Annotated in this window: 23 protein-coding genes; 8 read left to right on the forward strand and 15 right to left on the reverse strand. The window is 67.3% G+C overall.

The window, feature by feature from the left end; all coding sequences use genetic code 11:
- Positions 1 to 171: 171 nt before the first annotated feature.
- Both LG306_RS03145 and LG306_RS03150 read left to right on the forward strand, forming a co-directional pair.
- Positions 172 to 765 (forward strand): hypothetical protein, encoded by a 594-nt coding sequence (locus tag LG306_RS03145; RefSeq protein ID WP_404418139.1) that lies wholly within the window; start codon positions 172 to 174, stop codon positions 763 to 765.
- 52 nt (positions 766 to 817) lie between these two features.
- Complete coding sequence (locus tag LG306_RS03150) at positions 818 to 1,678, forward strand: pirin family protein (RefSeq protein ID WP_404418141.1); 861 nt, start codon at positions 818 to 820, stop codon at positions 1,676 to 1,678.
- A gap of 48 nt (positions 1,679 to 1,726) precedes the next feature.
- Here the strand turns inward: LG306_RS03150 and LG306_RS03155 are convergent, their stop codons facing one another.
- Positions 1,727 to 2,020 (reverse strand): hypothetical protein, encoded by a 294-nt coding sequence (locus LG306_RS03155; protein ID WP_404418143.1) that lies wholly within the window; start codon positions 2,018 to 2,020, stop codon positions 1,727 to 1,729.
- Between the two features lie 7 nt (positions 2,021 to 2,027).
- Positions 2,028 to 2,213 (reverse strand): hypothetical protein, encoded by a 186-nt coding sequence (locus tag LG306_RS03160; protein ID WP_404418145.1) that lies wholly within the window; start codon positions 2,211 to 2,213, stop codon positions 2,028 to 2,030.
- A 121-nt stretch (positions 2,214 to 2,334) separates the two neighbouring features.
- On the opposite strand from LG306_RS03160, the gene alaS reads away from it, so the two are divergent.
- The gene (alaS, locus tag LG306_RS03165; protein ID WP_404418147.1) at positions 2,335 to 4,980 is read left to right on the forward strand and encodes an alanine--tRNA ligase; all 2,646 of its coding nucleotides are present in this window, start codon (positions 2,335 to 2,337) and stop codon (positions 4,978 to 4,980) included.
- Between the two features lie 383 nt (positions 4,981 to 5,363).
- Here the strand turns inward: alaS and LG306_RS03170 are convergent, their stop codons facing one another.
- The 3 genes from LG306_RS03170 to LG306_RS03180 all read right to left on the reverse strand — a co-directional run bounded on the left by LG306_RS03170 (position 5,364) and on the right by LG306_RS03180 (position 7,976).
- A complete protein-coding gene (locus LG306_RS03170; protein WP_404418149.1) occupies positions 5,364 to 5,918 on the reverse strand; it encodes a DUF2939 domain-containing protein in 555 nt (184 codons plus the stop codon).
- 50 nt (positions 5,919 to 5,968) lie between these two features.
- Positions 5,969 to 6,550: a DUF2939 domain-containing protein gene (locus LG306_RS03175; RefSeq protein WP_404418151.1), complete on the reverse strand. Its 582-nt coding sequence runs from the start codon at positions 6,548 to 6,550 to the stop codon at positions 5,969 to 5,971.
- 205 nt (positions 6,551 to 6,755) lie between these two features.
- Complete coding sequence (locus tag LG306_RS03180; protein ID WP_404418153.1) at positions 6,756 to 7,976, reverse strand: NADP-dependent isocitrate dehydrogenase; 1,221 nt, start codon at positions 7,974 to 7,976, stop codon at positions 6,756 to 6,758.
- 308 nt (positions 7,977 to 8,284) lie between these two features.
- On the opposite strand from LG306_RS03180, the gene LG306_RS03185 reads away from it, so the two are divergent.
- Genes LG306_RS03185 through LG306_RS03195 form a run of 3 tightly spaced genes read left to right on the forward strand, consistent with a single transcriptional unit; the run spans position 8,285 to position 10,562 of the window.
- Positions 8,285 to 8,497: a DUF2945 domain-containing protein gene (locus LG306_RS03185; RefSeq protein ID WP_017506660.1), complete on the forward strand. Its 213-nt coding sequence runs from the start codon at positions 8,285 to 8,287 to the stop codon at positions 8,495 to 8,497.
- A complete protein-coding gene (locus LG306_RS03190) occupies positions 8,494 to 9,657 on the forward strand; it encodes a DUF1176 domain-containing protein (RefSeq protein ID WP_404418155.1) in 1,164 nt (387 codons plus the stop codon). Before LG306_RS03185 ends, LG306_RS03190 begins: the two co-directional genes overlap by 4 nt.
- Entirely contained in the window at positions 9,654 to 10,562 is a 909-nt protein-coding gene (locus tag LG306_RS03195) for an NAD(P)/FAD-dependent oxidoreductase (RefSeq protein ID WP_404418156.1), read from the forward strand. The genes LG306_RS03190 and LG306_RS03195 overlap by 4 nt, the downstream gene beginning before the upstream one ends.
- A gap of 9 nt (positions 10,563 to 10,571) precedes the next feature.
- Here LG306_RS03195 and LG306_RS03200 read toward each other — a convergent pair whose 3' ends face one another.
- From LG306_RS03200 to LG306_RS03240, 9 genes are all read right to left on the reverse strand, one after another.
- A complete protein-coding gene (locus LG306_RS03200) occupies positions 10,572 to 12,404 on the reverse strand; it encodes a DUF885 domain-containing protein (RefSeq protein WP_404418158.1) in 1,833 nt (610 codons plus the stop codon).
- Positions 12,405 to 12,552: 148 nt separating this feature from the next.
- Positions 12,553 to 14,784: a polyribonucleotide nucleotidyltransferase gene (pnp, locus tag LG306_RS03205; RefSeq protein WP_404418160.1), complete on the reverse strand. Its 2,232-nt coding sequence runs from the start codon at positions 14,782 to 14,784 to the stop codon at positions 12,553 to 12,555.
- Between the two features lie 298 nt (positions 14,785 to 15,082).
- Complete coding sequence (rpsO, locus tag LG306_RS03210; protein ID WP_017506665.1) at positions 15,083 to 15,352, reverse strand: 30S ribosomal protein S15; 270 nt, start codon at positions 15,350 to 15,352, stop codon at positions 15,083 to 15,085.
- A 73-nt stretch (positions 15,353 to 15,425) separates the two neighbouring features.
- Positions 15,426 to 16,358 (reverse strand): tRNA pseudouridine(55) synthase TruB, encoded by a 933-nt coding sequence (gene truB / locus LG306_RS03215; protein ID WP_404418162.1) that lies wholly within the window; start codon positions 16,356 to 16,358, stop codon positions 15,426 to 15,428.
- A 145-nt stretch (positions 16,359 to 16,503) separates the two neighbouring features.
- Complete coding sequence (rbfA, locus tag LG306_RS03220) at positions 16,504 to 16,959, reverse strand: 30S ribosome-binding factor RbfA (RefSeq protein ID WP_404418164.1); 456 nt, start codon at positions 16,957 to 16,959, stop codon at positions 16,504 to 16,506.
- Between the two features lie 65 nt (positions 16,960 to 17,024).
- On the reverse strand, positions 17,025 to 17,705 hold the full coding sequence (locus LG306_RS03225; protein WP_404418166.1) for a DUF2459 domain-containing protein: 681 nt from the start codon (positions 17,703 to 17,705) through the stop codon (positions 17,025 to 17,027).
- On the reverse strand, positions 17,702 to 18,253 hold the full coding sequence (locus LG306_RS03230) for a hypothetical protein (RefSeq protein WP_404418168.1): 552 nt from the start codon (positions 18,251 to 18,253) through the stop codon (positions 17,702 to 17,704). Before LG306_RS03230 ends, LG306_RS03225 begins: the two co-directional genes overlap by 4 nt.
- A 54-nt stretch (positions 18,254 to 18,307) precedes the next feature.
- A complete protein-coding gene (locus tag LG306_RS03235) occupies positions 18,308 to 18,991 on the reverse strand; it encodes an outer membrane lipoprotein carrier protein LolA (RefSeq protein ID WP_404418170.1) in 684 nt (227 codons plus the stop codon).
- A 187-nt stretch (positions 18,992 to 19,178) separates the two neighbouring features.
- Positions 19,179 to 21,587 (reverse strand): DNA translocase FtsK 4TM domain-containing protein, encoded by a 2,409-nt coding sequence (locus LG306_RS03240; RefSeq protein ID WP_404418172.1) that lies wholly within the window; start codon positions 21,585 to 21,587, stop codon positions 19,179 to 19,181.
- 273 nt (positions 21,588 to 21,860) lie between these two features.
- On the opposite strand from LG306_RS03240, the gene LG306_RS03245 reads away from it, so the two are divergent.
- Both LG306_RS03245 and LG306_RS03250 read left to right on the forward strand, forming a co-directional pair.
- On the forward strand, positions 21,861 to 22,091 hold the full coding sequence (locus tag LG306_RS03245) for a hypothetical protein (protein ID WP_404418174.1): 231 nt from the start codon (positions 21,861 to 21,863) through the stop codon (positions 22,089 to 22,091).
- A gap of 75 nt (positions 22,092 to 22,166) precedes the next feature.
- Entirely contained in the window at positions 22,167 to 23,438 is a 1,272-nt protein-coding gene (locus tag LG306_RS03250) for a UbiH/UbiF/VisC/COQ6 family ubiquinone biosynthesis hydroxylase (RefSeq protein ID WP_404418176.1), read from the forward strand.
- Here the strand turns inward: LG306_RS03250 and LG306_RS03255 are convergent.
- Positions 23,435 to 24,250, reverse strand: a complete 816-nt coding sequence (locus tag LG306_RS03255) for a SirB1 family protein (protein WP_404418178.1) — start codon at positions 24,248 to 24,250, stop codon at positions 23,435 to 23,437. The two genes, LG306_RS03250 and LG306_RS03255, sit on opposite strands and share 4 nt — an antisense overlap.
- Between the last annotated feature and the right edge of the window lie 10 nt (positions 24,251 to 24,260).

Below are 24,260 nucleotides of genomic sequence, written 5' to 3' on the forward strand. Positions count from 1 at the left end.
CGTGTGCGGTTGCGAAGGCTTTTGTGACCCTGTGGGGCCGGTGTCAACGCACAGACCCCCAGATCGACGGATTGTGCGGTTTACGTCGGTTCCATCACGACGGATCACGTTTGCGTTCCGCGCCCGTTCGACGGCTAGGCGACGCGCCGGACGATTTGGCAGGGTGGGCTCATGTTGCTGCTCGCCTTGATGTCCGCCGTCGCCCTGGAGCCTGCCTTCCAGACGACCGGTCTTCTGGACGCGACGCCGGAAACCTATCGCGCGCCGGCCGTTCGCCCCTATCAGCCGCCGTCCCGTTTCGGACGCGAAACGGCCGAGGGGGACGCCGCGACCGACCTGCATCGCCGTCCCCTGACGGTCCCGGTTGCGGTCGACGACTACGCCGGCGACTATGAGTTCAGCCCCTCCGACAGCCAGACGACCTACGACCAAGGCGTGGCCCAGGCCGCGATCGACGCCGAAGCCGCAATGGGCCCGCTGGACGGCCGCTGGCGCATCGCCCAGCCGGACGGAAAACCCTTGCTGTCGCTGTCCCTGACCGACCGGGGCGAGGGCCGTCGGGTCGAGGGCGCCTGGCGAAGTCTGGATGCGCCGGCCGGGATCGACCGAATGGGCTTCGCAGGCCCGGTCTCGACCCAGGGCGAGGTCGTCATCATTCCCCTGTCGGAGGGCGAACTGCGTCTGCATGCGGCGGCGAACGGCTGGGCCGGAGATTGGGTTCAGGACGGCCGCGCCCGTCCCATCACGGCGACCCGTCCAGGCTGATCTCGCCACCCCCGATCTCGCCAGCGTCTATCCGCCACCCTATATGTAGCGAATGACCCAGCCCCGTTCCGTCCTTCGCCTGCACCCCGCCCATCGCGACGACATCGGCGACCTGACCACCCGCCGTCCGGTGCCCGGTCCCGGCGTGGACCAGATCGATCCCTTCCTGTTCCTGAACCACCACGGGCCCCAGACCTATGCGCCGGGCAACGCCGGGCTGCCGTTCGGCCCGCACCCTCACCGGGGCTTCGAGACCGTCACCTTCATCCTGGACGGCGAGCTGGCCCACAACGATTCCGGCGGCGGCGAGAGCATCATCAAGGCGGGCGGCATCCAGTGGATGACCGCCGGGTCGGGCCTGATCCACGCCGAACTGTCCCCGGCCGCCTTCAAGCGCGACGGCGGGCCGATGGAGATTCTGCAGCTGTGGGTCAACCTGCCGTCGCGGCTGAAGATGACCAAGCCGGACTATGTGGGCCTGCAGAAGTCCGACATCCCGACCTTCACGACCGAGGCCGGCGTCACGGTCGAGACGGTTTCCGGCGACTGGCTGGGCGTCAAGGCGCCGATCCAGTCCCTGATCGACATCCATCTGGCCGTCGTGCGCCTGCCCGCCGGCGCGACGTTCGAGACGCCCGTCGCCCCCGGCCGCAACGTCTTCCTCTATGGCGTCAAGGGCGAGATCGCCGTCGCCGGAACCCCCGTGCCGCAATGGAACCTCGCCGCCCTGTCCGACGGCTATGCGGTTCAGATCACGGCGACCACCGACGCCGTGGTGCTGCTAGGCCATGCCGATCCCATCGGCGAGCCGGTCTTCAGCCACGGCCCCTTCGTCATGAACACCCGCGAGGAGATCGTCCAGGCGATCCAGGACTACCAGTCCGGCAAGTTCGGCCCGCCGCCGAGGGTGTGAGACCCGCAAGCGCCGACAATCATGTCGCGTTTTCGAATTCGGGGTGGCTCAGGAGCAGCGTCGCTCGGCGTTCACGGAGCCGAGAGCGACGCCGTCTGTGTCTGTCGCCGCCAAGCGGAAGTGCTGATCAAGCACTAGGATGGTCGGGCTTCGCGTCAACGCAGGCTTTGGTAGGCTCAAACCCTGCTCATAGGCATCGTCCAGATATCGATAGGCGCAATCACCGCCTTGGACTTCCTTGGTCCAGTGTTGTTGAGGCCCCCAGGCCAGAATGAAGGGCTTGCTAGTTTGGCCCGGCGACAGCCGTACGGCTTCTCCGTTGATCTGTGTGGTTACGTCCACGCAAGTCTCATTTCGCAGTAAAACCCGCATGCTTGGCGAGCACGAAATAAGTGTCGCCAGGACGGGCAGAGAAACCAAGCTCTTGATCATCATGCGCCACATCGAATGATGTTGCTTGATTGCCGCCAAGCCAGCAACCGATTAAACAGACCGAGCGTGTCGCATCCGACATTGATCCGGATGCCTGCTTCACATGACTATGTCGCAGAAGCCCTTCAGCGACTAAGGCTGTCCGCCCCGTCCAGATGATGCGCTCCCCGCCAAAACCCTATATGACGCCGGTTCCTAGCGACCGCCCCAGCCGAAGACCGCATATGCCCAGCCTGAACGAGATCCGCGCCACCTACCTCGACTATTTCGCGGCGGACGGCCACGCCAAGGTCCATTCGGCCCCGCTGGTGCCGCAGAACGATCCGTCGCTGCTCTTCGTCAATGCGGGCATGGTGCCGTTCAAGGACTATTTCACCGGCGCCGCCAAGCCGCCCTATCCGCGCGCAACCAGCTCGCAGAAATGCGTGCGCGCCGGGGGCAAGCACAACGACTTGGACAACGTCGGCTATACCGCCCGCCACCTGACCTTCTTCGAGATGCTGGGCAACTTCTCGTTCGGCGACTACTTCAAGGAACACGCCATCGAGAAGGCGTGGAACCTGGTCACCCAGGACTTCGACCTGGACCCCAAACGCCTGCTGGTCACCGTCTATATCGATGACGACGAGGCCGCCGCGATCTGGAAGAAGGTCACCGGCTTCTCCGACGACAAGATCATCCGCATCGCCGGCTCGGACAACTTCTGGGCCATGGGCGACTCGGGCCCCTGCGGCCCCTGCACCGAGATCTTCTGGGACCACGGCGACAAGATCGCCGGCGGCCCTCCCGGTTCGCCGGATGAGGACGGCGATCGCTACGTCGAGATCTGGAACAACGTCTTCATGCAGTATGAGAAGGAGAACGATCAGATCGTTCGCAACCTTCCCAAGCCCAGCGTGGACACCGGCATGGGTCTGGAGCGGATGACCACCGTGCTCCAGGGCGTGCATTCGGTTTTCGAAACCGACCTGTTCAAGACGCTGATCGCCGCGTCCGAAGACGCCACCTCGACCAAGTCGGACGGCGATCAGGCCGCCAGCCACCGCGTCATCGCCGACCACCTGCGGTCGTCGTCCTTCCTGATCGCGGACGGCGTCACGCCGTCGAACGAAGGCCGGGGCTATGTGCTGCGCCGCATCATGCGCCGCGCCATGCGCCACGCCCACCTGCTGGGCGCAGCCGATCCCCTGATGCACCGTCTGGTCCCGACCCTGGTCGCCGAGATGGGCGACGCCTATCCCGAACTGGCCCGCGCCCAGCCCTTCATCGAAGACACGCTGAAGCAGGAGGAGGTCCGCTTCCGCACCACGCTCGGCCGCGGCATGGCCCTGTTTGACACGGCGGTTCAGGGCTTCCGTCCCGGCGACATGCTGGACGGCCAGACGGCCTTTACCCTGTCCGACACCTACGGCTTCCCGCTGGACCTGACCCAGGACGAGGCGCGTCGTCGGGGCTTCTCGGTCAATGTCGACGGCTTCGAGGCCGCCATGGCCGAACAGCGCCAGCGGTCGCGCGAGAACTGGAAGGGCTCGGGCCAGACCGCCAACACCAACGAATGGCTGGCGATCCGCGACCGGATGGGGCCGACCGTCTTCACCGGCTATGACAATATCGAAGGGTCGGGCGAGGTCCTGGCCCTGATGAACGCCGGCGCGCCGGTCGAGACGGCCGAGGCCGGCGACATCGTCGAAGTCTTGTTCGACACCACCCCCTTCTATGCCGAAAGCGGCGGCCAGGCCGGCGATCACGGAACCCTGGAATGGCCGGGTGGTGAAGCCGAGGTCATCGATGTGCGCAAACACGCCGGCGACCTGCACGTCTTGGTGGCCCAGGTCACGGCCGGCAAGCTGGAGATCGGAACCCGCGCCGCCCAGTTGGTGGACGCCGAGAAGCGCCGCACCAGCCGCGCCAACCACTCCGCCGCCCACCTGCTGCACACGGCGCTGAAGAATGTGCTCGGCCCCGCAGTCGCCCAGAAGGGTCAGCTGGTCGACGCCGAGCGCGCCCGCTTCGACTTCAGCCACGGCGCCCCGCTCACCGAGGCCGAACTGTCGGCCATCGAGACCGAGGTCAACGCGGTCATCCGCCAGAACGTCCCGGCGGAAACCAAGCTGATGGCCCCGCAAGACGCGATCGAGGCCGGCGCCATCGCCCTGTTCGGCGAGAAATACGGCGACGAGGTCCGCGTCCTGACGCTGGGCCGCTCGCTGGTCAGCGACAACGCCCCCTATTCGGTCGAACTGTGCGGCGGCACCCACGTCGCCCGCACCGGCGACATCGCTCTGTTCAAGATTGTTCAGGAAACCGGCGTCGCCGCCGGGGTGCGCCGCATCGAGGCCCTGACCGGCGAGGCCGCGCGTCAGTATTTGCTGGCCCAGGCCGGCGTCGCCCGTTCGCTGGCCCAGAGCTTCAAGGTCCAGACCGCCGACGTCCCCGCCCGCGTCGACAGCCTGACCGCCTCGGTCAAGATGCTGGAGAAGCAGGTCGCCGAGCTGAAGAAGCAGCTGGCCCTGGGCGGCGGCTCGGGCGCGTCGTCTGCACATGAGGAGATCAACGGCGTCAAGCTGATGGCCCGCGTGCTGGACGGTGTGGACGGCAAGGGTCTGCGCGGCGTCGCTGAGGACTTCAGAAAACAGGTCGGAACCGGCGTCGTCGCCCTGATCGGCGTCACCGAGGGCAAGGCGGCGGTCACCGTCGCCGTGACCTCGGACCTGACCGACCGCGTCAACGCCGCCGATCTGGCCCGCGCCGCCGTCATCGCCATGGGCGGCCAGGGCGCCGGCGGCAAACCCGACTTCGCCCAAGGCGGCGCCCCCGATGGGTCGAAGGCCGAAGACGGCTTGGCGGCGGTGCGGAACGCGCTGGCATAACCAGCTCGTTCCCTTCTCCCGTTGGGAGAAGGTGGCCCGCAGGGCCGGATGAGGGTCGGCCCGCGGGCCATGTCGCACCAGCCGACCCTCACCCTTTCGCGCAAGTACGAACGCTGCGCGCTCGTGCGCTCAAGCCCTCTCCCAAAGGGAGAGGGTAATCCATCGCAATTTCGAACCTGACAGCCTTGCAACTCAGCGGCTTAGCCGGCCGCAGCGTCCGCTTACTGAGCGTGCCGCAGGGACGGCCTATACTCTGCGCTCACCACAGAGGAGGCCGCGCATCCAAGGCAAAGTGCACCAATTGCACTCACTTTCTGATCGACGCCCCGCCGTCCACTCAGACGAATTAGACACTTTAGACGGTGTTTTTGTCCCCGACCGTCTCAACCCATCGGGTCGGGCGTCAGATCGACCCCGGCCAGCTTCCAGGTAAACGGCGTCCGGCGTTCCATGATCAGCACCAGCGCATCGTCCGGCCGGTCGTCGCGCGTCAGGGTGACGGCGAAGGTGTTGAGCCCGCGATAGGCCCAGGACTGGCGAATCTTGTCCTTGTCCACGGCCGGCGTGTCGTTGGCGGGCACGGGCCGTTCCGGCTCAGGCGTCTCGCCGGAGCGGACCATGGCGGCGATGCCTTGCGGCGTGACGAAGTTGTCGACGGCCCCCTCGACCAGCGACGGGGCCAGCAGCATGCCCAGCGCCGCCAGGCCCGTGTCGCCCTTGGTCCGGTTACGGATTTCCAGGGCGGCGCGCGCGTTCAGCTCGCTCTTCAGGCTGGTGCGGAACGCCGGGAAGTCCACCTGCCGCTCCAGCCCGGCCGCATCCCCGGTCCGCGCGGCCCGCACTAGCGCCTGGGCGGCGATGAAGGGCGAGACGAACAGGGCGACGACCACGCCGAGGACGACGGCGATCAGGGCTCCGGTGATGATCTTGCGGCTCATGTCGTCTCCTTGGAACGCCAACGCGGGCTGGGCGGCGTCGGTTGCCGGGTTTATCGCGGGGTGACGCTGACGGCCGGCGCCGCCGGGGCCGTTCCGTCGGGCAGGCCGATGTGAACCAGCTTCCACTCGAACGGCCCGCGCCGCTCGAAGGTGAAAAGGGTGCGCGATCCGCCCTGATCCGTCACCACCATGCGTGCGCGGTTGACGCTCCAGTAGGCGGGGCTGGGCCAGGGCTTGCGGCTGCGTTCCGAGGCCGGCGCGACCCCCGCCGAGGTGCGCTGGCTGGCGTATCGGCCCTCGCCCTTCAGCAGGGCGGTGAGGGCGGCGGGCGTCAGATAGGCGTCCACGTCCGGCTGGCGCAGGATCGGGTTCTGCTCGATCTGACGCCGGAAGGCGCCGATGGGGTCTTCCAGGAAGGACGGCGCGGGCGCCATCGCCTCGGGCCGTCCCGCCAGCTGCGGCCGCAACGACTGGCGCACGGCGTTGAAGTCGATCAGCCGCGCCAGCCCCGCCACGTCGTTGGCCTCGGCCGCCGACCGAATGGCGAAGAAGGCCACCGCGGGCGCCGCGAAGAAGGACAGCACCGCCACGACCACCGCCGCCAGCACCAGGTTTCCGAACAGCCGCTTCACGAACGCATCCTCATTACCGCCGATCATGCACGCCCCGGCCCTTCGCACAACGAAAAGCCCCGCCGGAGCGATCCGACGGGGCCATTCTTCTTTGTCCTACCGCGCTTCGCGCTGCTGTAGGACGTCTCCTCCCCCATCGGGGGAGGGGGACCGCGAAGCGGTGGAGGGGGCCGGACGCCTCGTGGTGTTCCAGCTCCCCTTATCCTCAGCCCACGTCCGGCAGAGCGGTCTTCAGGTTCTCGGCGACCTTGTCGAGGAAGCCCTCGGTGGTCAGCCAGCCCTGCTGATCGCCGACCAGCAGCGCCAAGTCCTTGGTCATGAAGCCGGCCTCGACGGTGTCCACGACCACCTTCTCCAGGGTGTCGGCGAACTGATCCAGAGCGGCGTTGCCGTCCAGCTTGGCGCGGTGCTTGAAGCCGCGCGTCCAGGCGAAGATCGAGGCGATCGAGTTGGTCGAGGTGGCCTCGCCCTTTTGATGCTGGCGATAGTGGCGGGTCACGGTGCCGTGGGCGGCTTCCGTTTCCAGCACCTTGCCATCCGGCGTCATCAGGACCGAGGTCATCAGGCCCAGCGAGCCGAAGCCCTGCGCCACCACGTCCGACTGCACGTCGCCGTCGTAGTTCTTGCACGCCCAGACGAAGCCGCCCGACCACTTCATCGCAGCCGCGACCATGTCGTCGATCAGGCGGTGCTCATAGGTCAGGCCGCGCGCCTTGAACTCGGCGGCGTAGTGTTCGTCGAACACTTCCTGGAACAGGTCCTTGAAGCGGCCGTCATAGGCTTTCAGGATCGTGTTCTTGGTCGACAGATAGACCGGGTAGTTGCGCTGCAGGCCATAGGCGAAGCTGGCGTGGGCGAACTCGCGGATCGAGGCGTCCTGGTTGTACATGGCCATGGCCACGCCGGCGCCGGGGGCCTTGTAGACCTCGTGCTCGATGACTTCGCCGTCGTCGCCGACGAACTTGATCGTCAGGGTGCCGGGACCGGGCATCAGGAAGTCGGTGGCCTTGTACTGGTCGCCGAAGGCGTGACGGCCGACAACGATCGGCTGGGTCCAGCCCGGAACCAGGCGCGGCACGTTCGAGCAGATGATCGGCTCGCGGAAGACCACGCCGCCCAGAATGTTGCGGATGGTGCCGTTCGGCGACTTCCACATCTTCTTCAGGCCGAATTCCTGCACGCGGGCTTCGTCCGGGGTGATGGTGGCGCACTTCACGCCGACGCCGTGCTTCTGGATCGCGTGGGCCGCATCGATCGTCACCTGGTCGTCGGTGGCGTCGCGGTGCTCCATGCCCAGGTCGTAGTAGTCCAGCTCGAGATCCAGGAACGGGAAGACCAGCTTGTCCTTGATCATCTGCCAGATGATGCGGGTCATTTCGTCGCCGTCGATGTCGACGATGGGGTTTTCGACCTTGATCTTGGCCATGCGTGCGGTCCGCCTGTGACTGTGGGGAAGGGAATGTCGTGGCGGCGGTATAGCGAGGCCGCGCGCCCGCGCAAACCCCGCCGCCCGTCGTCGCCGCCCGGAATAACGCAGATCCATCCTGAACCCTTTGGCGCGTGCGGACTTCTCTTTGGCTCGGCAACAGTGACGGACGACAGGATGACGGAGGAAGAGCGCCAGCTGGTGGATCGTTGGATCATCACCTTCTGCGAGGCGCCGCCCGTGGTCGATGCGGAACTGATGCGCAGGCTGATCGCTGAGCAGGAAGCGACACAGCAGGAGTTATCGTCATGTCGGAGAAGACATTTAAGGCCGGCGACAAGGTGAAGTGGGACCACAGCCAGGGCACCACGACCGGCAAGGTGGTCAAGAAGGTCACTTCGGAAACCAAGATCAAGGGTCACAAGGTTGCGGCTTCCAAGGATAACCCGGAGTATATCGTCGAAAGCGCCAAAACCGGCGCACGCGCGGCGCACAAGCCGTCGGAGTTGAAGAAGGCATGACCTCGAACGGCCTGTGGCGCGGCGTCGCCCGATATGCCCCAGGCGTGTCCGCCCTCGCCGTGTCGACGCTGGTCATCGCCGGATGCGGCGAAAAGGATGCGGCCAAGACGCCCGCCGCGACCCCGGCAGCCAGCTCGGCTGCGCCCGCCGCCGTCGCGCCGGTGCTTCAGATCCGCCCCGAAACCAAGACCTTCCGCGACTGGAGCGCCACCTGCGGCAATGACGGAACTTGCTGGGCCTTCGGTTTCGCGCCCGAGTTCGCCGCCGGCTGGGTCCGCATCAGCCTGGCGCCCGGTCCGAACGCCCAGCCGCAAATCCTCTTCGGCTATTGGCCCGACGGCGACGCCAAGGCTGCTGAGCCGCTCAGCCTGACGATCGACGGCCGCGCCTATCCAGCCGTGCTCAGCGACGCGAGCAACGTCGAGACGCCGATCGGCGAAATCCGCGACGGCGCTCGCGCCGCCCTCGACGCCCTGGCCCAGGGCAAGGTCATGATCATTCGCGGCGCCTCGACCCAGGAGGTCTCGCTGCACGGCGCCGCCGCCGCCCTGTTGTGGATCGACGAGAAACAGGGGCGTCTGGATACGCCAACCGCTCTGATCCGACGCGGCGACCGTCCGGCCGCCCTCGTTCCTGTCGCGCCGCCGCTGCCGACCGTCACCCCTGCTCCGGCCGTTGATCAGGCCGGGTTCGGCGATCAGAACCAGCGCCTGCCCGCCGTACTGCGCGCTCGCACCGAGGTCGGCGACTGCCTTAAAGAGTCGGCCATGCCAGCCGTCAGCGACATGGTCATGTCCGCCCGGCTGGACGCCCGCACCGAGCTGTGGGCCGTGCCCTGCGGATCGGGCGCCTACAACGTCACCCACAACTGGTATCTGACAGGACCGGGCGGTCGCGACCCTCGGCCCGCGATCCTCGCCGGATCGGAAGGTCCGAGCTCCGATCCGGTCATGCCCGACAATTCGACCATCAACGGCGCCTATGATCCCAAGACCCGCACTCTGTCGGCCTTCGCCAAGGCGCGCGGCCTGGGCGATTGCGGCGCGGCGCAGACCTGGGCCTGGACGGGGCAGGGCTTCACCCTGACGCAGGAAAGCGTGATGGGCGAATGCGCCGGCGTGCCGTCAGACCTCTGGCCCGTCAGCTGGCGCACGCGATGACCGATCCAGAGGTTCTGATCATCGGCGCAGGCCCGGCCGGCCTGACGGCGGCGACCTATCTGGGCCGCTTTAGGCGGCGGACCCTGGTGGTGGATGGCGGGGCGCCCCGCGCCTGCTGGATCCCACTCAGCCACAACATGCCCGGCTTTCCGGCCGGCATCACCGGCGCAGACATCCTGAAGCGGATGCGCGAACAGGCCGAGGAATATGGCACGGTCGTCGAACCGGGTCGCGTCCAGCGTCTGACCCAAGACGGCGACGGCTTCGTTGCTGAGATGGATGGCCGCGTCGTTCGCGCCCGCGCCGTCCTGCTGGCGACCGGGGTCGTCGATCATCACCCGAATCTGCCCGGCGTCGACGCAGCGGTGCAAAAGGCGCTGGTCCGCATCTGTCCCATCTGCGACGGCTATGAGGCGACCGATAAGGCCGTCGCCATCATCGGCCAGAGCGACAAGGGCGCGCGCGAGGCCGCCTTCATGCGCACCTATTCCGACCGTGTGACCCTGATCCATATCGGCGCGCCCGACGCGCTCAGCCGGCGTGACGAACTGGAACGGCTGGGCGTCGAACTGATCCTGGCGCCGCTCGACGCGATCGACATCGAGAACGATCGGGTGACGGCGCTGAGCTACGCCGGCCAGAACCGCGCGTTCGACCTGGTCTATTCGGCGCTGGGCACATCGCCGAACGCCGAACTCGCCCAGGGGCTAGGCGCGCGTCTGGCCGACGACGGCCGGTTGGAGGTCGATCTGCATCAGGCCACCAGCGTGCCGGGCCTCTATGCCGCCGGAGATGTGGTGCGCGGCCTCAACCAGATCGCCGTCGCGACCGCCGAAGCCGCCGTCGCCGCCACCGACATCCACAACCGCCTGCGCCAGGCCGACGGCCTGACCGTCGCAGACTGAGCGCGGGAACTAGGCTTGGGTCGCGACCCAGCCGTCGACGATCCGTTCCAGCACCGACAGGGGCACGCCGCCGGCGGCGAGCGCCGTGTCGTGGAAGCCCTTGATGTCGAACCTGGACCCCAGGGTCGTCTTGGCCTTTTCGCGCAGGCGGACCCATTCGTTGTGGCCGACCTTGTAGGCGCAGGCCTGGCCCGGCCAGCCGCAATAGCGTTCGACCTCGGACGTCGCCGCGCCTTCCTGATCGCCATAGGCCTCCATCATGTAGCGGATGCCCTCCTCGCGGCTCCAGCCCTTGGAATGGATGCCGGTGTCGACCACCAGGCGCGCGGCGCGGAACATCAGCGATTGCAGGTAGCCGATCTGACCCACCGGATCGTTCTCATAGGCGCCCAGTTCGTCGGCCAGCTGTTCCGCGTACAGCCCCCAGCCCTCGACGTAGGACGAGAAGCCCAGCAGGTTCATCAGCAGCGGCGCCGACTCGCTCTCCTGCTGCAAGCTGATCTGCAAGTGGTGGCCCGGCGTCGCCTCGTGATAGGTCAGGGTCGGCAGGGTCCAGGACGGCCATTCCGCCGTGTCCTTCAGATTGATCCAGTAGATGCCGGGTCGCGTCCCATCCAGGCTGGGCGAGTTGTAATAGCCCATCGGCGCGCCGGCCTCGATCTCGGGCGGGACGCGCTTGATCTCGACCTTGGCCTTGGGCAGGCGGCCGAAGGCGTTGGGCAGACGGGCCTGCATGTCGGCCATCTGGGCGTTCAGCTTGGCGATCAGCTCGGCCTTGCCGGCGTCGGTGTTGGCGTAGACGTATTTGGGATCGTCCCCCAGGGCCTTGATCCGCTCGGCGACCGAACCCTGGGTCAGGCCTTGTGCCTTCAGCAGGACATCGGCGCGCGCCGTCAGATCCGCCATCTGTTCCACGCCGGTGCGGTGGATCTCGTCGGCGGTCAGCCGGGTCGTGGTGATGTAGCGCAGGCTGTTGGTGTAATACTGCTCGCCCTGCGGCAGGCGGCGCACAGAGGCCTCGTGCACGGCGTTCGGCTGGGCCGCCTTCAGCACGGCGTTCTGGGCGGCCAGGGCCGGATAGACCCGCTCGGTCACAAGCCGTTCCACCTGCGCGCCCCAATCGCCGGTCAGGCCCTTGGCGCGGGCCCGATCCACGACCGACTGGGTCAGGGGCGAGGTCGCCGCAGGCGTCGCCAGGACGCCGTCCTGCTGGCGGATGGCCTTGGCCAGGATGAAGTCGGGCGGGATGATGCCCAGCGCATAGTCTTCCTTCAGCCGATCCGTCTCGGCCTGCAGGACATCGGCGAAGGCGTTGACGCGGGCGACATAGGCGTCGGCGTCGGCGGCCGTCTCGATCGTGTGCTGGTTGGCCAGGAAGTCGGGCGTGGACTGATAGGCGCCGCCCTGCTGGCTGACGCGGTACGGATTGGGCCAGCCGCCCTGGCCGTAAGGGATGTCGTAGGTGGCGATCACCCCGTCCAGATTCTGGGTCAGGCTGTCGTAGTAGTTGGCGTTGCGGGCATCGAGTTTAGAGCGGTCGATGCCGGCCAGTTCGGCGCGCTGGCGGCGGGTGAAGGCGCGCTGGTCGTCTTCCTCGGCGCGGGTCGGAACGGTCAGCCTGGACTTGGCGGCGGCGCGGTCGCCCTTGTCCAGGCCGAACATGGTGACGACCTCGGGGCTCTTGTCCAGCGTCTGCTCGAACGTGGCGTCCATGAAGGTCTTCAGCTGGGCGGCGGCGTCGCCCTGAGACGCCCCGGCCTGCCGCGCGAAGGCGGAGCCGCCCACGGCGACGAGACCGGCGCCCAATGCGGCGGACTGAAGAAGACGACGACGATCGAACATGGAACGGCCCCTCGAAACTGGATGCGGTAATGGAAACTGCATGGGCCGAAGCGGCAAGTGAAATCGCGGACAGCCGTTGCGCGGCCCCAAAGAAAAAGGCCCGGCGGATCGCTCCGCCGGGCCTCATCAGTCTTGGATGCGAAGTCGCTTAGTCGCGACGACGACGTCCGCGATCACCGCCGCGATCACCGTCGCGCTTGGGACGACCGCCGGTGTCTTCCGACAGCGGGGCTTCGCCGCGTTCGGCGCGCTCGGCGTTGATCTTGTCCGTCAGATCTTCGCCGGTTTCCTGATCGACGACCTTCATCGACAGCTTGGTCTTGCCGCGATCGTCGAAGCCCAGGAACTTGACCTTGACCTCCTGGCCTTCCGACAGGACGTCGGCCGGGTTGGCGACGCGTTCCAGAGCGATCTGGGACACGTGGACCAGACCGTCCTTGGCGCCGAAGAAGTTCACGAAGGCGCCGAAGTCGACGACCTTCACGACCTTGCCGGAATAGATGGTTCCGACTTCCGGCTCCGAGGCGATGGACTGGATCCAGGCCTTGGCGGCGTCGATCTTCTCCTGGTCGTTGGCGGCGACCTTGATGGTGCCGTCGTCGCCGATGTCGATCTTGGCGCCGGTCTTCTCGACGATCTCGCGGATGACCTTGCCGCCCGAACCGATGACTTCACGGATCTTGTCGACGGGGATTTTGACCGTTTCGATCTTGGGCGCGTGTTCGCCCAGTTCGGCGCGCGGCGCATCCATGGCCTTGGACATCTCGTCCAGGATGTGAAGGCGACCGGCCGAAGCCTGCGTCAGAGCCTGCTGCATGATCTCCTTGGTGATGCCGGCGACCTTGATGTCCATCTGAAGGCTGGTGATGCCTTCCGACGTGCCGGCGACCTTGAAGTCCATGTCGCCCAGGTGATCTTCGTCACCCAGGATGTCCGACAGGATGGCGAACTCGCCCGACGGCTCCAGGATCAGGCCCATGGCGATGCCCGAGACCGGACGGACCAGCGGCACGCCGGCGTCCATCAGGGCCAGCGACGAACCGCAGACCGTGGCCATCGAGGACGAGCCGTTCGACTCGGTGATCTCGGAGACCAGACGGATGGTGTAGGGGAAGTCTTCCTTGGTCGGCAGCATCGGACGGATCGCGCGCCAGGCCAGCTTGCCGTGACCGATCTCGCGACGGCCGGGCGAACCCATGCGGCCCGCTTCACCCACCGAATAGGGGGGGAAATTGTAGTGCAGCAGGAAGTTCTCTTTGTAGGTGCCCTGCAGGCTGTCGATGTACTGCTCGTCCTCGCCGGTGCCGAGGGTGGCGACGACCAGCGCCTGGGTTTCCCCACGCGTGAACAGGGCCGAACCGTGGGTGCGCGGCAGGACGCCGACTTCCGACACGATGGCGCGGACCTTGTCGAGGGCGCGGCCGTCGACGCGGTGCGCGTTCTCGATGATGTCGCGACGCAGGACTTCGGCTTCGCACTCCTTGAAGGCGGCCGAGAACTTGGAACCGTCGACGCCGTCGGGGTTCTCGTCGGTCTTGACCAGCTTGGCGGCGGCGGCCTTCTTGGCGGCGTCGACGCCCGAACGGCGCTCGTATTTGCCGGCGTGGGTGTAGGCGCTCTTGATGTCTTCGCCGACCAGCGACTTGATCGAGGCGACGACGTCGGAGTGATCTTCGGCCTGGAAGTCGAAAGGCTCCTTGGCGGCGTGTTCGGCCAGTTCGATGATGGCGTCGATCACCGGCTGCATGCCCGCGTGCGCAAACATCAGGGCCTCGAGCATCTTCTCTTCCGACAGCTCCTTGGCTTCGGATTCGACCATCATCAGGGCGTCTTGCGTACCGGCGACCACCAGGTCGAGGTCCGAGGACGGGATCTGGTCGATAGCCGGGTTCAGAACCAGCTCGCCGTCGATCAGGCCGACGCGCGCGGCGCCGATGGGGCCCATGAAGGGCACGCCCGAGATGGTCAGGGCGGCCGAGGCGGCGACCATGACCAGAACGTCGGGGTCGTTTTCCATGTCGTGCTGCAGCACGGTCACGACGACCTGGGTCTCGTTCTTGAAGCCCTTGACGAACAGCGGGCGGATCGGACGGTCGATCAGGCGGGAAACCAGGGTTTCCTTCTCGGACGGACGGCCTTCACGCTTGAAGTAGCCGCCCGGGATCTTGCCGGCGGCGAAGGTCTTTTCCTGATAGTTGACCGTCAGGGGGAAGAAATCCAGGCCGGGCTTGGGCGCGCGGCCATAGACGACGGTGGCCAGAACCACGGTCTCGCCGTAGGTCGCCAGCACGGCACCGTCGGCCTGGCGGGCGATGCGGCCCGTTTCCAGGGTCAGCGGGCGGCCGGCCCAATCGATCGTCTTGCGTTTGATGTCGAACATATTTCGTCTTTCGTATCCCGGACGGCGTATTCCGTGCGGGGTCCCATCATGGGGCGGATGCGTCGGCGTTCAGTCCTTCGATCCAGAGGCCGCCGCGCCATCGCGACGACCGGGAGAGGACCGTCATGGCCCTCGCAGCTGCGCCGGTAAGTCCTGCGGCGCACAGGTCGTGTCTTTGTCGTCGCGCTTCCCGGGCGGCCAACCGGCAGCCACTTGGCCTGGAAGCGCTTAGTTGCACAACGAGGCGCGGACGTGACCGCCCGCGCCTCGAAAGCGTATTCTACACTGATCCGACGCCTTAGCGGCGCAGGCCCAGTTTGGAGATGAGCGCCTGGTAGCGACCGGCGTCGACCTTGTTCAGGTGGTCGAGCAGGCGGCGACGTTGCGACACCATCTTCAGAAGGCCACGACGCGAGTGGTTGTCCTTCTTGTGGGTCTTGAAGTGTTCGGTGAGGTTGGCGATGCGTTCCGACAGGATCGCGACCTGAACCTCGGCCGAGCCGGTGTCGCCGGCGGAGCGGGCGTTATCGGCGATGATTTCGTGCTTGCGTTCAGCAGTAACCGACATCGTAGTTCTCCCTTGGTGGCCTACCGCGCTTTCGCGCTACTTGAGGCCGGGTTGGAGTCTCCTGATCATGCGATCAGGAAAGATTGAAAACGCGGTCGGGTTCTAGCCGGCCGGCCCGCAACTGACAGAGGGCGACGAGGGTCTGGCCCTGAAAGGCTGAAACCGTGCGCGAACCGCCAGTAAGACGATCCTTAAGGGTTTCCACCTGACGGGGGAGCAGAACGATCGGGCGTCCCTGCCGAAGCGAGAAGGCGTCCTGTTCGTTCACGGCCAGGTCCGGGATGTCGTCCAGAGCGGTCGCGACGGCAAGCAAGCCTTCCGAGGCGGCGCCCCTATGCACCATTTCCTCTAGAGAATCCAGAGTGACGGCGTTTTGCGTGCTGAACGGCCCCACGCGCTCGCGTCTCAGGGCGCTGACATGACCCTCGGCGCCGAGGGCGGCGGCCAGATCGCGGGCCAGAGAACGCACATAGACGCCCTTGCCGGTGCGGATGGTCAGTTCCACGTGGTCGGCGTCGGGCGCATCCGTCACCTCGGCCGAGTGGATGGTGACCCGGCGGGCCTGAAGCTCGAACTCCACTCCGTCGCGGGCCAGGTCATAAGCGCGGGCGCCGTCCACCTTGATTGCGGAAAAGCGGGGCGGCGTCTGGTCGATCTCGCCGACGAAGGCGGGCAGGGCGGCCTGCACTTGATCCACGGTGGGTCGCACGTCGGAACGGCCGATGATCTCGCCCTCGCGGTCCACGCTGTCGGTCGAGACGCCCCAGTTGATGGTGAAGCGATAGACCTTCTGCGCCTCCATCATCATCGGCACGGTCTTGGTCGCCTCGCCAAGCGCGACAGGCAGGATGCCGCTGGCCAGCGGGTCGAGCGTTCCGGCGTGACCGGCCTTCTGGGCGTTGAACAGGCGACGGATGCGGCTGACGGCCTCGGTCGATCCCATCTCGAACGGCTTGTCCAGGCAGACCCAACCGTCGACGATGTCGCCCTTCTTCTTGCGGGCCATCCTCAGATCCTCCCCTGCGAAGCGGGGGAGGGGGACCACGAAGTGGTGGAGGGGGCGGACGCAAGGCCGGTATCTGGGGTCGCCCCCTCCACCACGCTGCGCGCGGTCCCCCTCCCCCGTGAAGGACGGGGAAGGATCGCCAACATCAGTCTTCGCCCTCGTCTTCGTCGCGGCGCTCCAGGTCGGCGCGGACGCGGGGGTCGTCGAACAGGCGGTCGATGTGGCTGGCGGCGTCGAAGCTTTCGTCGTGGCGGAACTTCAGGTCGGGCGTGAACTTCATGTCCAGGCGGCGGCCCAGCTGACCGCGCAGGAACTTGGCGTGGGCGTTCAGCGCCTTGATGATCTCGCTCTCGTGTCCAGCCGTCGGCGCGGTCTCGACGCCGGCGCCCAGCGGCTCGACGAAACAGGTGGCGTGCTTCAGGTCGGGCGACAGCCGCACCTCGGTCACGGTGACGGAAACGCCGACCAGGGCCGGATCATGGATGTCCTCTTCGCGCAGAATGTCGACCAGGGCGTGACGGATCAGCTCGCCGGCGCGCAGCTGGCGCTGGCTGGGTCCGGCGGGGCCGGAGGCGTTGCGGGTGTGTTGCTTGTGGGCCATCGGCCTCTCCTTCTTGTTCGCCCGCTGGGGATCGGACCCGGCCGGATAGGCGAAAGTCGGGCGGTCTAGTCCCGCAGCGGGGGTCTGTCCAGTTTTCGCGCCCGTTCGGCGGCCCGAACCGAGCGCATCACCTCGCCCGAGGTGATGGCCGGCACTGGACGAATGGCCACGCCGCCGGCGTTCAGCACGCCGGCCGTCCAGTGATTGCACAGATGCAGGATGGAGAAGGTCTCGCGGCTGGCGAAGAAGCGCGCGTCGTCGCCGGGCCGCAGGGCTGCGATGCGCGGCCGGCCGTTCGACAGATCGAGCGAAGCCTCGACCCGCGCGGCCAGACGGTCGAACGCGGCGCGGCTCAGGGTCAGGGCGGCGCTGTCTTCGCCATAGGCCAGCCGCGGATCCTCGCGTCGAGGGGCCAGCATCAGCACCGATCGATTGCCGGGATGCAGGAAGGCGCGCGCCCCGTCCGGCAAGCGATCCGAAATCGGCCGCTGATCGACGTAGAATTTCGCATCGCCCCAGCCGATTAGAATCCAGTCGCCGGGCGCCAAGGATTGGACTGCAAGCGCCAGAGGACCGCCGCGGCGTTCAAGCGCGGCGCGCGGGACCGCGATATCGGTGTGAAAGCCGTTGTCGAGCACCTGAATGACGACGGGGTCTGTCGCCCGATCCGTCGCGCCGGGCCGGGTCCAGGTCAGAAGCGCCGCCGCCAGGCCGATCAGCGCCGCCAGCATCAGGGCTCGCATCATCGGCTGAGGTCCAGCACGGCGCACAGGCGGTCGTCGGCCAGAAGGACGCCCGGCGGCGGCCCCTGTCGCACCGGCATCAGGACGAAGCCGTCGCGCCGCACGGCCAGCGCCAGCCATCCGACGGGATGACCGGCGCACAGCCGCGTGTCTTCGTCAGCCGTGACACGCCGCACCTCGATCTGGGCGATCGGCGGCACGGCCATGGCGTCGGCGAAACTTCTGGAGACGCTGGCCGGCTGATCCGCCTGAACCAGCCGATGCGGCGCCGAGGTCAGGCGGCCGCCCGTGGTCGTACTCAGCGCGCCGCCGTCCACGTCCAGCGCCATATCGGAATCGGCCGCGACGTAGCGCCCGGACAGCACGACCTCCCCGACCTCGAGCTGTCCGGACACGCGAGGCCTGGTGGAGAGATCGGTCGGCGCGATCAGGCGGTTCAGAGCCGGTTCGACCACCAAGGCGCCCAGCAGGAACAGGGCAAAGGCCCCCGCGCCGACCGCCGCGATCCATTTCAGCGATGGGACGCCGGATGGCGGGGCGGTCGCGCTCATGCAGCCAGTCTAGGGGAACAGGGGTTGAGGAATGGTCACCCGCCCCCGAAAACCCTAGTTGCGGCCGGGACGACGGGTCGGATCGCTGAGCTGGAACAGGCGCGCCGACAGGCCGGACGCCGGTTGCAGCGACGTCAGCTGGGTCCGGGTGCGGGCGCCCTGCGGATCGGTGATGGTCCACTCTTGCAGACGCATCGGGTTGCCGGCGAAGGCCAGCACGACCTGACCGTCGTTCGGGCGGTTGGAATCCCGCGCCGTGATGGCGAAGGCGCCCGAGGCCATCCGCGTCACGCGCTCGATACGCACGCCCTGATCCAGCCGCACATTGCGCGCCAGGAAGGTCGACAGAGGGGTGCGACCCAGCGGCACCTGCTGGAAGCTGTTCAGGCGCGGATCGTAGCGCTTGACGTTATAGCCGTCCGACACCACCAGCAGACCGGCCGGATTGGTGTATTCGAACCGCATCTTGCCGGGACGCTGCAGATAGAAGCGGCCCTGGCGCGTCTGGCCGTTCGGGCCCGTTTCGGTGAAGGTCCCTTGAGCCGAGGTCAGGGCCTGCAGATAGCCCTGCGCCTGTTGAACCACGGCGCGATCCTCGGCCGACAGGTTGGACTGGGCGTGGGCGGCGTCGAAGGCGCCCAGCACGATCAGGCCGGTCGTCAGGCCGGCGCCCAGCAGCAGGCTGCGGCGGTGCAGGTCGGGGGTGGCCAAAGCCACGGTCTTGGCGCGCGAGGTCATGAAGTTCGTCTCCCGTTCGGGATGGTTGTCGATCCTGCCGTCTTGCCCGGTCGGCTTGGCGTCGGAATGACGCGAGCCTGACCATATTCCGGCGCTGCGATGAAGCCCTGTTCATCGAAATGCTGAAGCTTGGACGCGATAGCGGGTCAGACAACGGCTCCGAGCCGCAGCCGTTCCTCGATTTTCGTCACACCATCGGCGGCGGGCCGGCCAGGACGTCGCGCTTGCCGGCGTGGTTGGCGGGGCTGACCACGCCTTCCTGCTCCATCCGCTCGATCAGGGAGGCGGCGCGGTTGTAGCCGATCTGGAGACGGCGCTGGACATAGCTGGTCGAGGCCTTGCGGTCGCGGGTGACCACGGCCACGGCGCGGTCGTACAGGTCGTCGCCGGATCCGCCGCCGCCTTCGTCATAGCCGTTGTCGCCGTCGCCGTCCGGCTCGTCAGTGATCAGATCCAGATAGTCGGGCTCGGCCTGCGCCTTCAGGTGTTTGCAGACGTCCTCGACCTCCTTGTCGTCGACGAACGGGCCGTGCAGGCGGGTGATCCGCCCGCCGCCGGCCATATAGAGCATGTCGCCCTGGCCCAGCAGCTGTTCGCCCCCCTGTTCGCCCAGGATGGTGCGGCTGTCGATCTTGGACGTGACCTGGAAGGAGACGCGGGTCGGGAAGTTGGCCTTGATGGTGCCGGTGATGACGTCCACCGACGGGCGCTGGGTCGCCATGATCAGGTGGATGCCGGCGGCGCGGGCCATCTGGGCCAGACGCTGAACCGCGCCCTCGACGTCCTTGCCGGCGACCAGCATCAGATCGGCCATTTCGTCCATGACCACGACCAGGAAGGGCAGGGGCTCGGGGCGGATCTTCTCGGACTCATAGACCGGGCGGCCCTGGTCGTCGAAGCCGGTCTGGACCGTGCGTTCGAAATGCTCGCCCTTGGCCTGGGCTTCACGGGCGCGTTCGTTGTAGCTGGCGATGTTGCGCACCCCCAGCTTGGACATGCGGCGATAGCGATCCTCCATCTCGCGCACCGTCCATTTCAGGGCGACGACGGCCTTCTTCGGATCGGTCACGACTGGCGCCAGCAGGTGCGGGATGCCGTCATAGACCGACAGCTCCAGCATCTTGGGGTCGATCATGATGAAGCGGCACTCGGCCGGGCTGTGGCGATACAGGATCGACAGGATCATGGCGTTAACCCCCACCGACTTGCCCGAGCCGGTGGTGCCCGCGATCAAGAGGTGGGGCATGCGCGCCAGGTCGGCGACATAGGGTTCGCCGCCGATGGTCTCACCCAAGGCCAGGGGCAGCAGATGCCCCTTCTTGTCGTATTCGGCGCTGGCCAGAAGGTCGCGCAGATAGACGGTCTCGCGCTTGGCGTTCGGCAGTTCGATGCCGATGGCGTTGCGGCCCTGGACCACGGAAATCCGACAGGCGCGGGCGGACATCGACCGGGCGATGTCGTCGGCCAGGGCGACCACGCGGCCATGCTTCACGCCCGGCGCGGGCACCAGTTCATAGAGCGTCACGACCGGGCCGGGGCGGATCTGGTCGATCACGCCGCGCACGCCGAACTCCTGCAGCACGCCTTCCAACATCTTGGCGTTCTGTTTCAGCGATTCCTCATCGACGGAGCCGACGCGCTGGGCCGGCTTGGTGAGGATGCCCAGCGGCGGCAGGTCGAAATCGCCTTCCGGCCGCACGAAGTCGAAGGCCTGCTGGTCCACGTCGTCCTTGCGGGCCTTGGGCGCCTTGACCGCGGCGACGCGCGGCTCGACCGGGCGGGCGGCCGAGGGGCGTGGCGCGGGCTGGACGGCGTCGTCCTCCCACGGCGGCAGGTCGTCATAAGCGGTCTGAGGCGGCTCTTCGGCGTAGGTCGGGGCCAGCGGCGCCTCTTCAGGCGGGGCGGCGCGGGGCGCTCGGGCCTTGGCGGGCGCCTTTTCGCGGGCGGCTTGGGGCTTCGGCTGAGGCGGCGTGGCTGCGCGCAACGACTTGCCCCAGTGCAGGGCGTCCAGGAAATCCATGGCGCGCAGGCCGATGGCGAAACCGACCAGCCACAGCCCGGCGACCAGGAAGACGAGGCCTGCAATGATGCGGCCGCCGGGAATATGCAGGGCGCCGAGACCGCGCGCCGCCAGCCCCGTCACCGCATCGCCCCACAAACCGCCGAGACCGGCGGCGAGCGGCCAGGCGGCGGGCGCGGCCAAGGCGGCGAGCGCGCTGGACAGCAGCAACACCCCGCCGGTCGCAGCCAGGGCCTTCAACGGCGAGGGCTTGAGCCTTTGCTGGATCGCATCGCCGACCGCGCGCGCCAGGCCGAACGCGACCAGCAGCAGGGCGGCGGGCCAGGCTGCGAGACCCAGCGATTGCATGAACAGGTCAGCGAACAGGGCGCCGTTCGCTCCCAGCCAGTTGGTCGTCGGCAGGCTGGATGCGGCATTCAGACTGGCGTCCGCCGGATTCCACGACACCAGGGCGACCAGCAGCAGAGTCGCCAGCAGGGCCTGCAAGACGCCTCTGAATCGCACCACGAAGGGCGCCTCCCACAGGATGCGGGCGCTGATCCAGGCCTGACGGCCGATGACGAGGGCGGTGGACATGAACCGATAACCAACGAGACAATCTCGAACTCGGCTCTTGTGCATCGAATAGGGTTAAAGGGGCATTTACTCATCAGGCCTTGACGGCTGACGGCGGACTCCATTCCCAACGAGAATCACCCTAAAACGGCAAAGCCCGGCGGCGCTGCAACGCCTAACCGGGCTTATCTGTAATCGCTGGAGCGCAGCGACCACAGCCGTCTGAGACCATCCGACTATGATCGGATTGATGGAATCCGTCAACGCGCTCCAGCCAACCATAAGGATATGGTTATGGCTTCGTATAAGTATGCGACCCACCTAACGCAGAATAACAGTTCGGCGTTTGATACCGAGCACACACCTGGAACCGTGATGACCAACTCGGGCATCTATCGTTGTGTGAACTGCGGGGATGAGATTGCGGCCAATAAGGGAAATCCTTTGCCGCCGCAGAACCACCATCAACACCCCAATGGTGGTCCGATCCGTTGGAAGTTGCTGGTGTTTGCGGTTCAAAAATAAGCTTCGGCCCGGGTCTTCGGGCCCGGGCCTTTATGACCTCTGGACCTTTGGCCGCGACGGCGCGACAAGCCTGTCATGGCTGACACCGAACGCTACGACATCGTCATCGCCGGCGCGGGGCTGACCGGCGCGGCCTTCGCCCTGGCGGCGGCGCAAGGCGGGTTGAAGGTCGTGATGGTTGATCCGCAGCCGTTCAGCGACCAGTTAGCGCCGACCTTCGACGGGCGTTCGACCGCCGTGGCCTTTTCGACTTTCCGCATGCTGGACGCGCTGGGGCTGGGCGAAAGCCTTCGTCCCCACGCCTGTCGGATGGACCATATTCTGGTGACGGACGGGCGTCGGCCGGGCGCGGCCAGCCGGTCCGCCTCGCCCGCCTTCCTGCGGTTCGACGCCGATGAGATCGGCGGCCGCACCGGCGGCGAGCCTTTGGGCTATATGGTCGAGAACCGTCGCATACGCGCGGCCCTGGCCGAGGCGGTGACGCGCGCGGGGATCGCGGTGCGGGCCTCGGCGACCGTCGCCAGCGTCGCGACCGATGCGGGCAAGGCGACCGTGACCCTGGCCGATGGATCGACCCTGATCGCGCCCCTGGTCGTCGGCGCCGAGGGGCGAGGCTCGGCCGTGCGCCGCGCGGCCGGGATTGAGACCGTCGGCTGGGGCTATGGCCAGAGCGGCGTTGTGGCCACGGTGCGGCTGGGTCGCGACCACGGCAATGTCGCCCACGAATATTTCCTGCCCAGCGGCCCCTTCGCCATCCTGCCCCTGACCGATCAGCGCGCCAGCCTGGTCTGGACCGAGACGACGCGACGGGGTGAGGCGCTGCGCGACGCCTCGGACGCCGCCTTCCACGCGCATCTGATGCGGCGGTTTGGGGAGTTTCTGGCCGCGCCTGGGCAACCAAGCGCGACAGTGGAGGGCCCGCGCTTCGTCTATCCGCTGTCGCTCAGCCTGGCGGAGAAACTGGTCGCGCCGCGCATCGCTCTGATCGGGGACGCCGCGCACGGCGTACATCCGGTCGCCGGCCAGGGTCTGAACATGGGGCTGAAGGATGCGGCGGCTCTGGCCGAGGTGCTGGCCGAGGCCACGCGTCTGGGTGAGGACATCGGGTCGGAAACCGTGCTGGAGCGTTACGCCCGCTGGCGCCGGTTCGACAACGCGGCCCTGGCGGCGGGTTTCGACGCCTTCGTGCGTCTGTTCTCGAACGACATCGCGCCGGTGCGTCTGGCGCGCGACCTGGGCATGGCGGCGGTCAACCGCATCGGCCCTCTGCGCCGCGCCTTCATGCAGGAGGCGGGCGGCGCGACAGGCGACTTGCCTCGGCTGTTGCGCGGCGAGGCCGTCGTCTAGTTCAACTGCATCCGCACGCGTTCGAAGGTCGTGAACCGCCGCGCCTCCTCGACGCCGTCCAGACCCTGAGCGCGAGCGAGAGCATCCAGAGAGCCGGCCAGAGCCCCCTGCCTCTCACGCGCCGAGGCGACATCGAGCCACGGTCGGTGATCCTCCGGATCCAGCAGGGCGCGCCGTAGGGCCGACCGCTCGGCGCCCTCATAATCCCGACCGCGAATGGCGCGGCTGAACAGCACGTTCTGCAGACGGATCAGCGACTGACGATCCGTCACCGGCGCCATCAGGATGTCCAGCCGATCCGCGACGTGCGGCATCAGACCGGCGCGAAGGGCGCGCCGGGTCAGTTCGCTGGGCAGGATCAGCCGCCCTTGGCTGAACGGATCCAGGGCGACGGGACCTTCCGGCGTCTCGACGCGAACCATGAAATGGCCAGGAAAATCGACGCCGGCCGCCGTGATGCCGACCGCGCGCGCCGCGTGCAGATAGAAGACCGCCAGCACGGCGGAAAGGCCGCGCCGACGCTCGGCGACCGCGATGATGTCGGTGTTGTCGGGATGGTCGTAATGGATCAGGTCGCCGTTCAGCCGCAGGTCGGCGCACAGGGTTTCTGCCAGGGCCTCGTCAGGACCTTCGCCGCCGATCCGCTCCTTCAGCCGCTCGCAGGCGTTGCGGGCCAGGGCGCGCACAGGCTCGGGATCGCGCAATGGATGGTCGTGAATGGCGCAGGCGATCGCCGCTTCCAGCAAGGGGAAGGCGTCGTCTTCGGCCTGACCGGCGGCGGTCAGGACGGCCTCTGCCTCCTCGCGCGTCATGCGATCCCCT

Origin of the sequence: Brevundimonas vesicularis, from assembly GCF_044807075.1 — a bacterium.
In the GTDB taxonomy this organism is placed as follows: Bacteria; Pseudomonadota; Alphaproteobacteria; order Caulobacterales; family Caulobacteraceae; genus Brevundimonas; species Brevundimonas vesicularis_G.

Coding starts and splice junctions, on each gene's coding strand:
- LG306_RS03250 (WP_404418176.1), top strand. CDS start 22,167: ATGGCTGACACCGAACGCTACGACATCGTCATCGCCGGCGCGGGGCTG.
- LG306_RS03225 (WP_404418166.1), bottom strand. CDS start 17,705: ATGATGCGAGCCCTGATGCTGGCGGCGCTGATCGGCCTGGCGGCGGCG.
- LG306_RS03180 (WP_404418153.1), bottom strand. CDS start 7,976: ATGGCCAAGATCAAGGTCGAAAACCCCATCGTCGACATCGACGGCGAC.
- LG306_RS03150 (WP_404418141.1), top strand. CDS start 818: ATGACCCAGCCCCGTTCCGTCCTTCGCCTGCACCCCGCCCATCGCGAC.
- LG306_RS03240 (WP_404418172.1), bottom strand. CDS start 21,587: ATGTCCACCGCCCTCGTCATCGGCCGTCAGGCCTGGATCAGCGCCCGC.
- LG306_RS03190 (WP_404418155.1), top strand. CDS start 8,494: ATGACCTCGAACGGCCTGTGGCGCGGCGTCGCCCGATATGCCCCAGGC.
- LG306_RS03195 (WP_404418156.1), top strand. CDS start 9,654: ATGACCGATCCAGAGGTTCTGATCATCGGCGCAGGCCCGGCCGGCCTG.
- LG306_RS03185 (WP_017506660.1), top strand. CDS start 8,285: ATGTCGGAGAAGACATTTAAGGCCGGCGACAAGGTGAAGTGGGACCAC.
- LG306_RS03255 (WP_404418178.1), bottom strand. CDS start 24,250: ATGACGCGCGAGGAGGCAGAGGCCGTCCTGACCGCCGCCGGTCAGGCC.
- LG306_RS03200 (WP_404418158.1), bottom strand. CDS start 12,404: ATGTTCGATCGTCGTCGTCTTCTTCAGTCCGCCGCATTGGGCGCCGGT.
- LG306_RS03170 (WP_404418149.1), bottom strand. CDS start 5,918: ATGAGCCGCAAGATCATCACCGGAGCCCTGATCGCCGTCGTCCTCGGC.
- rpsO (WP_017506665.1), bottom strand. CDS start 15,352: ATGTCGGTTACTGCTGAACGCAAGCACGAAATCATCGCCGATAACGCC.
- pnp (WP_404418160.1), bottom strand. CDS start 14,784: ATGTTCGACATCAAACGCAAGACGATCGATTGGGCCGGCCGCCCGCTG.
- LG306_RS03235 (WP_404418170.1), bottom strand. CDS start 18,991: ATGACCTCGCGCGCCAAGACCGTGGCTTTGGCCACCCCCGACCTGCAC.
- rbfA (WP_404418164.1), bottom strand. CDS start 16,959: ATGGCCCACAAGCAACACACCCGCAACGCCTCCGGCCCCGCCGGACCC.
- alaS (WP_404418147.1), top strand. CDS start 2,335: ATGCCCAGCCTGAACGAGATCCGCGCCACCTACCTCGACTATTTCGCG.
- LG306_RS03245 (WP_404418174.1), top strand. CDS start 21,861: ATGGCTTCGTATAAGTATGCGACCCACCTAACGCAGAATAACAGTTCG.
- LG306_RS03145 (WP_404418139.1), top strand. CDS start 172: ATGTTGCTGCTCGCCTTGATGTCCGCCGTCGCCCTGGAGCCTGCCTTC.
- truB (WP_404418162.1), bottom strand. CDS start 16,358: ATGGCCCGCAAGAAGAAGGGCGACATCGTCGACGGTTGGGTCTGCCTG.
- LG306_RS03230 (WP_404418168.1), bottom strand. CDS start 18,253: ATGAGCGCGACCGCCCCGCCATCCGGCGTCCCATCGCTGAAATGGATC.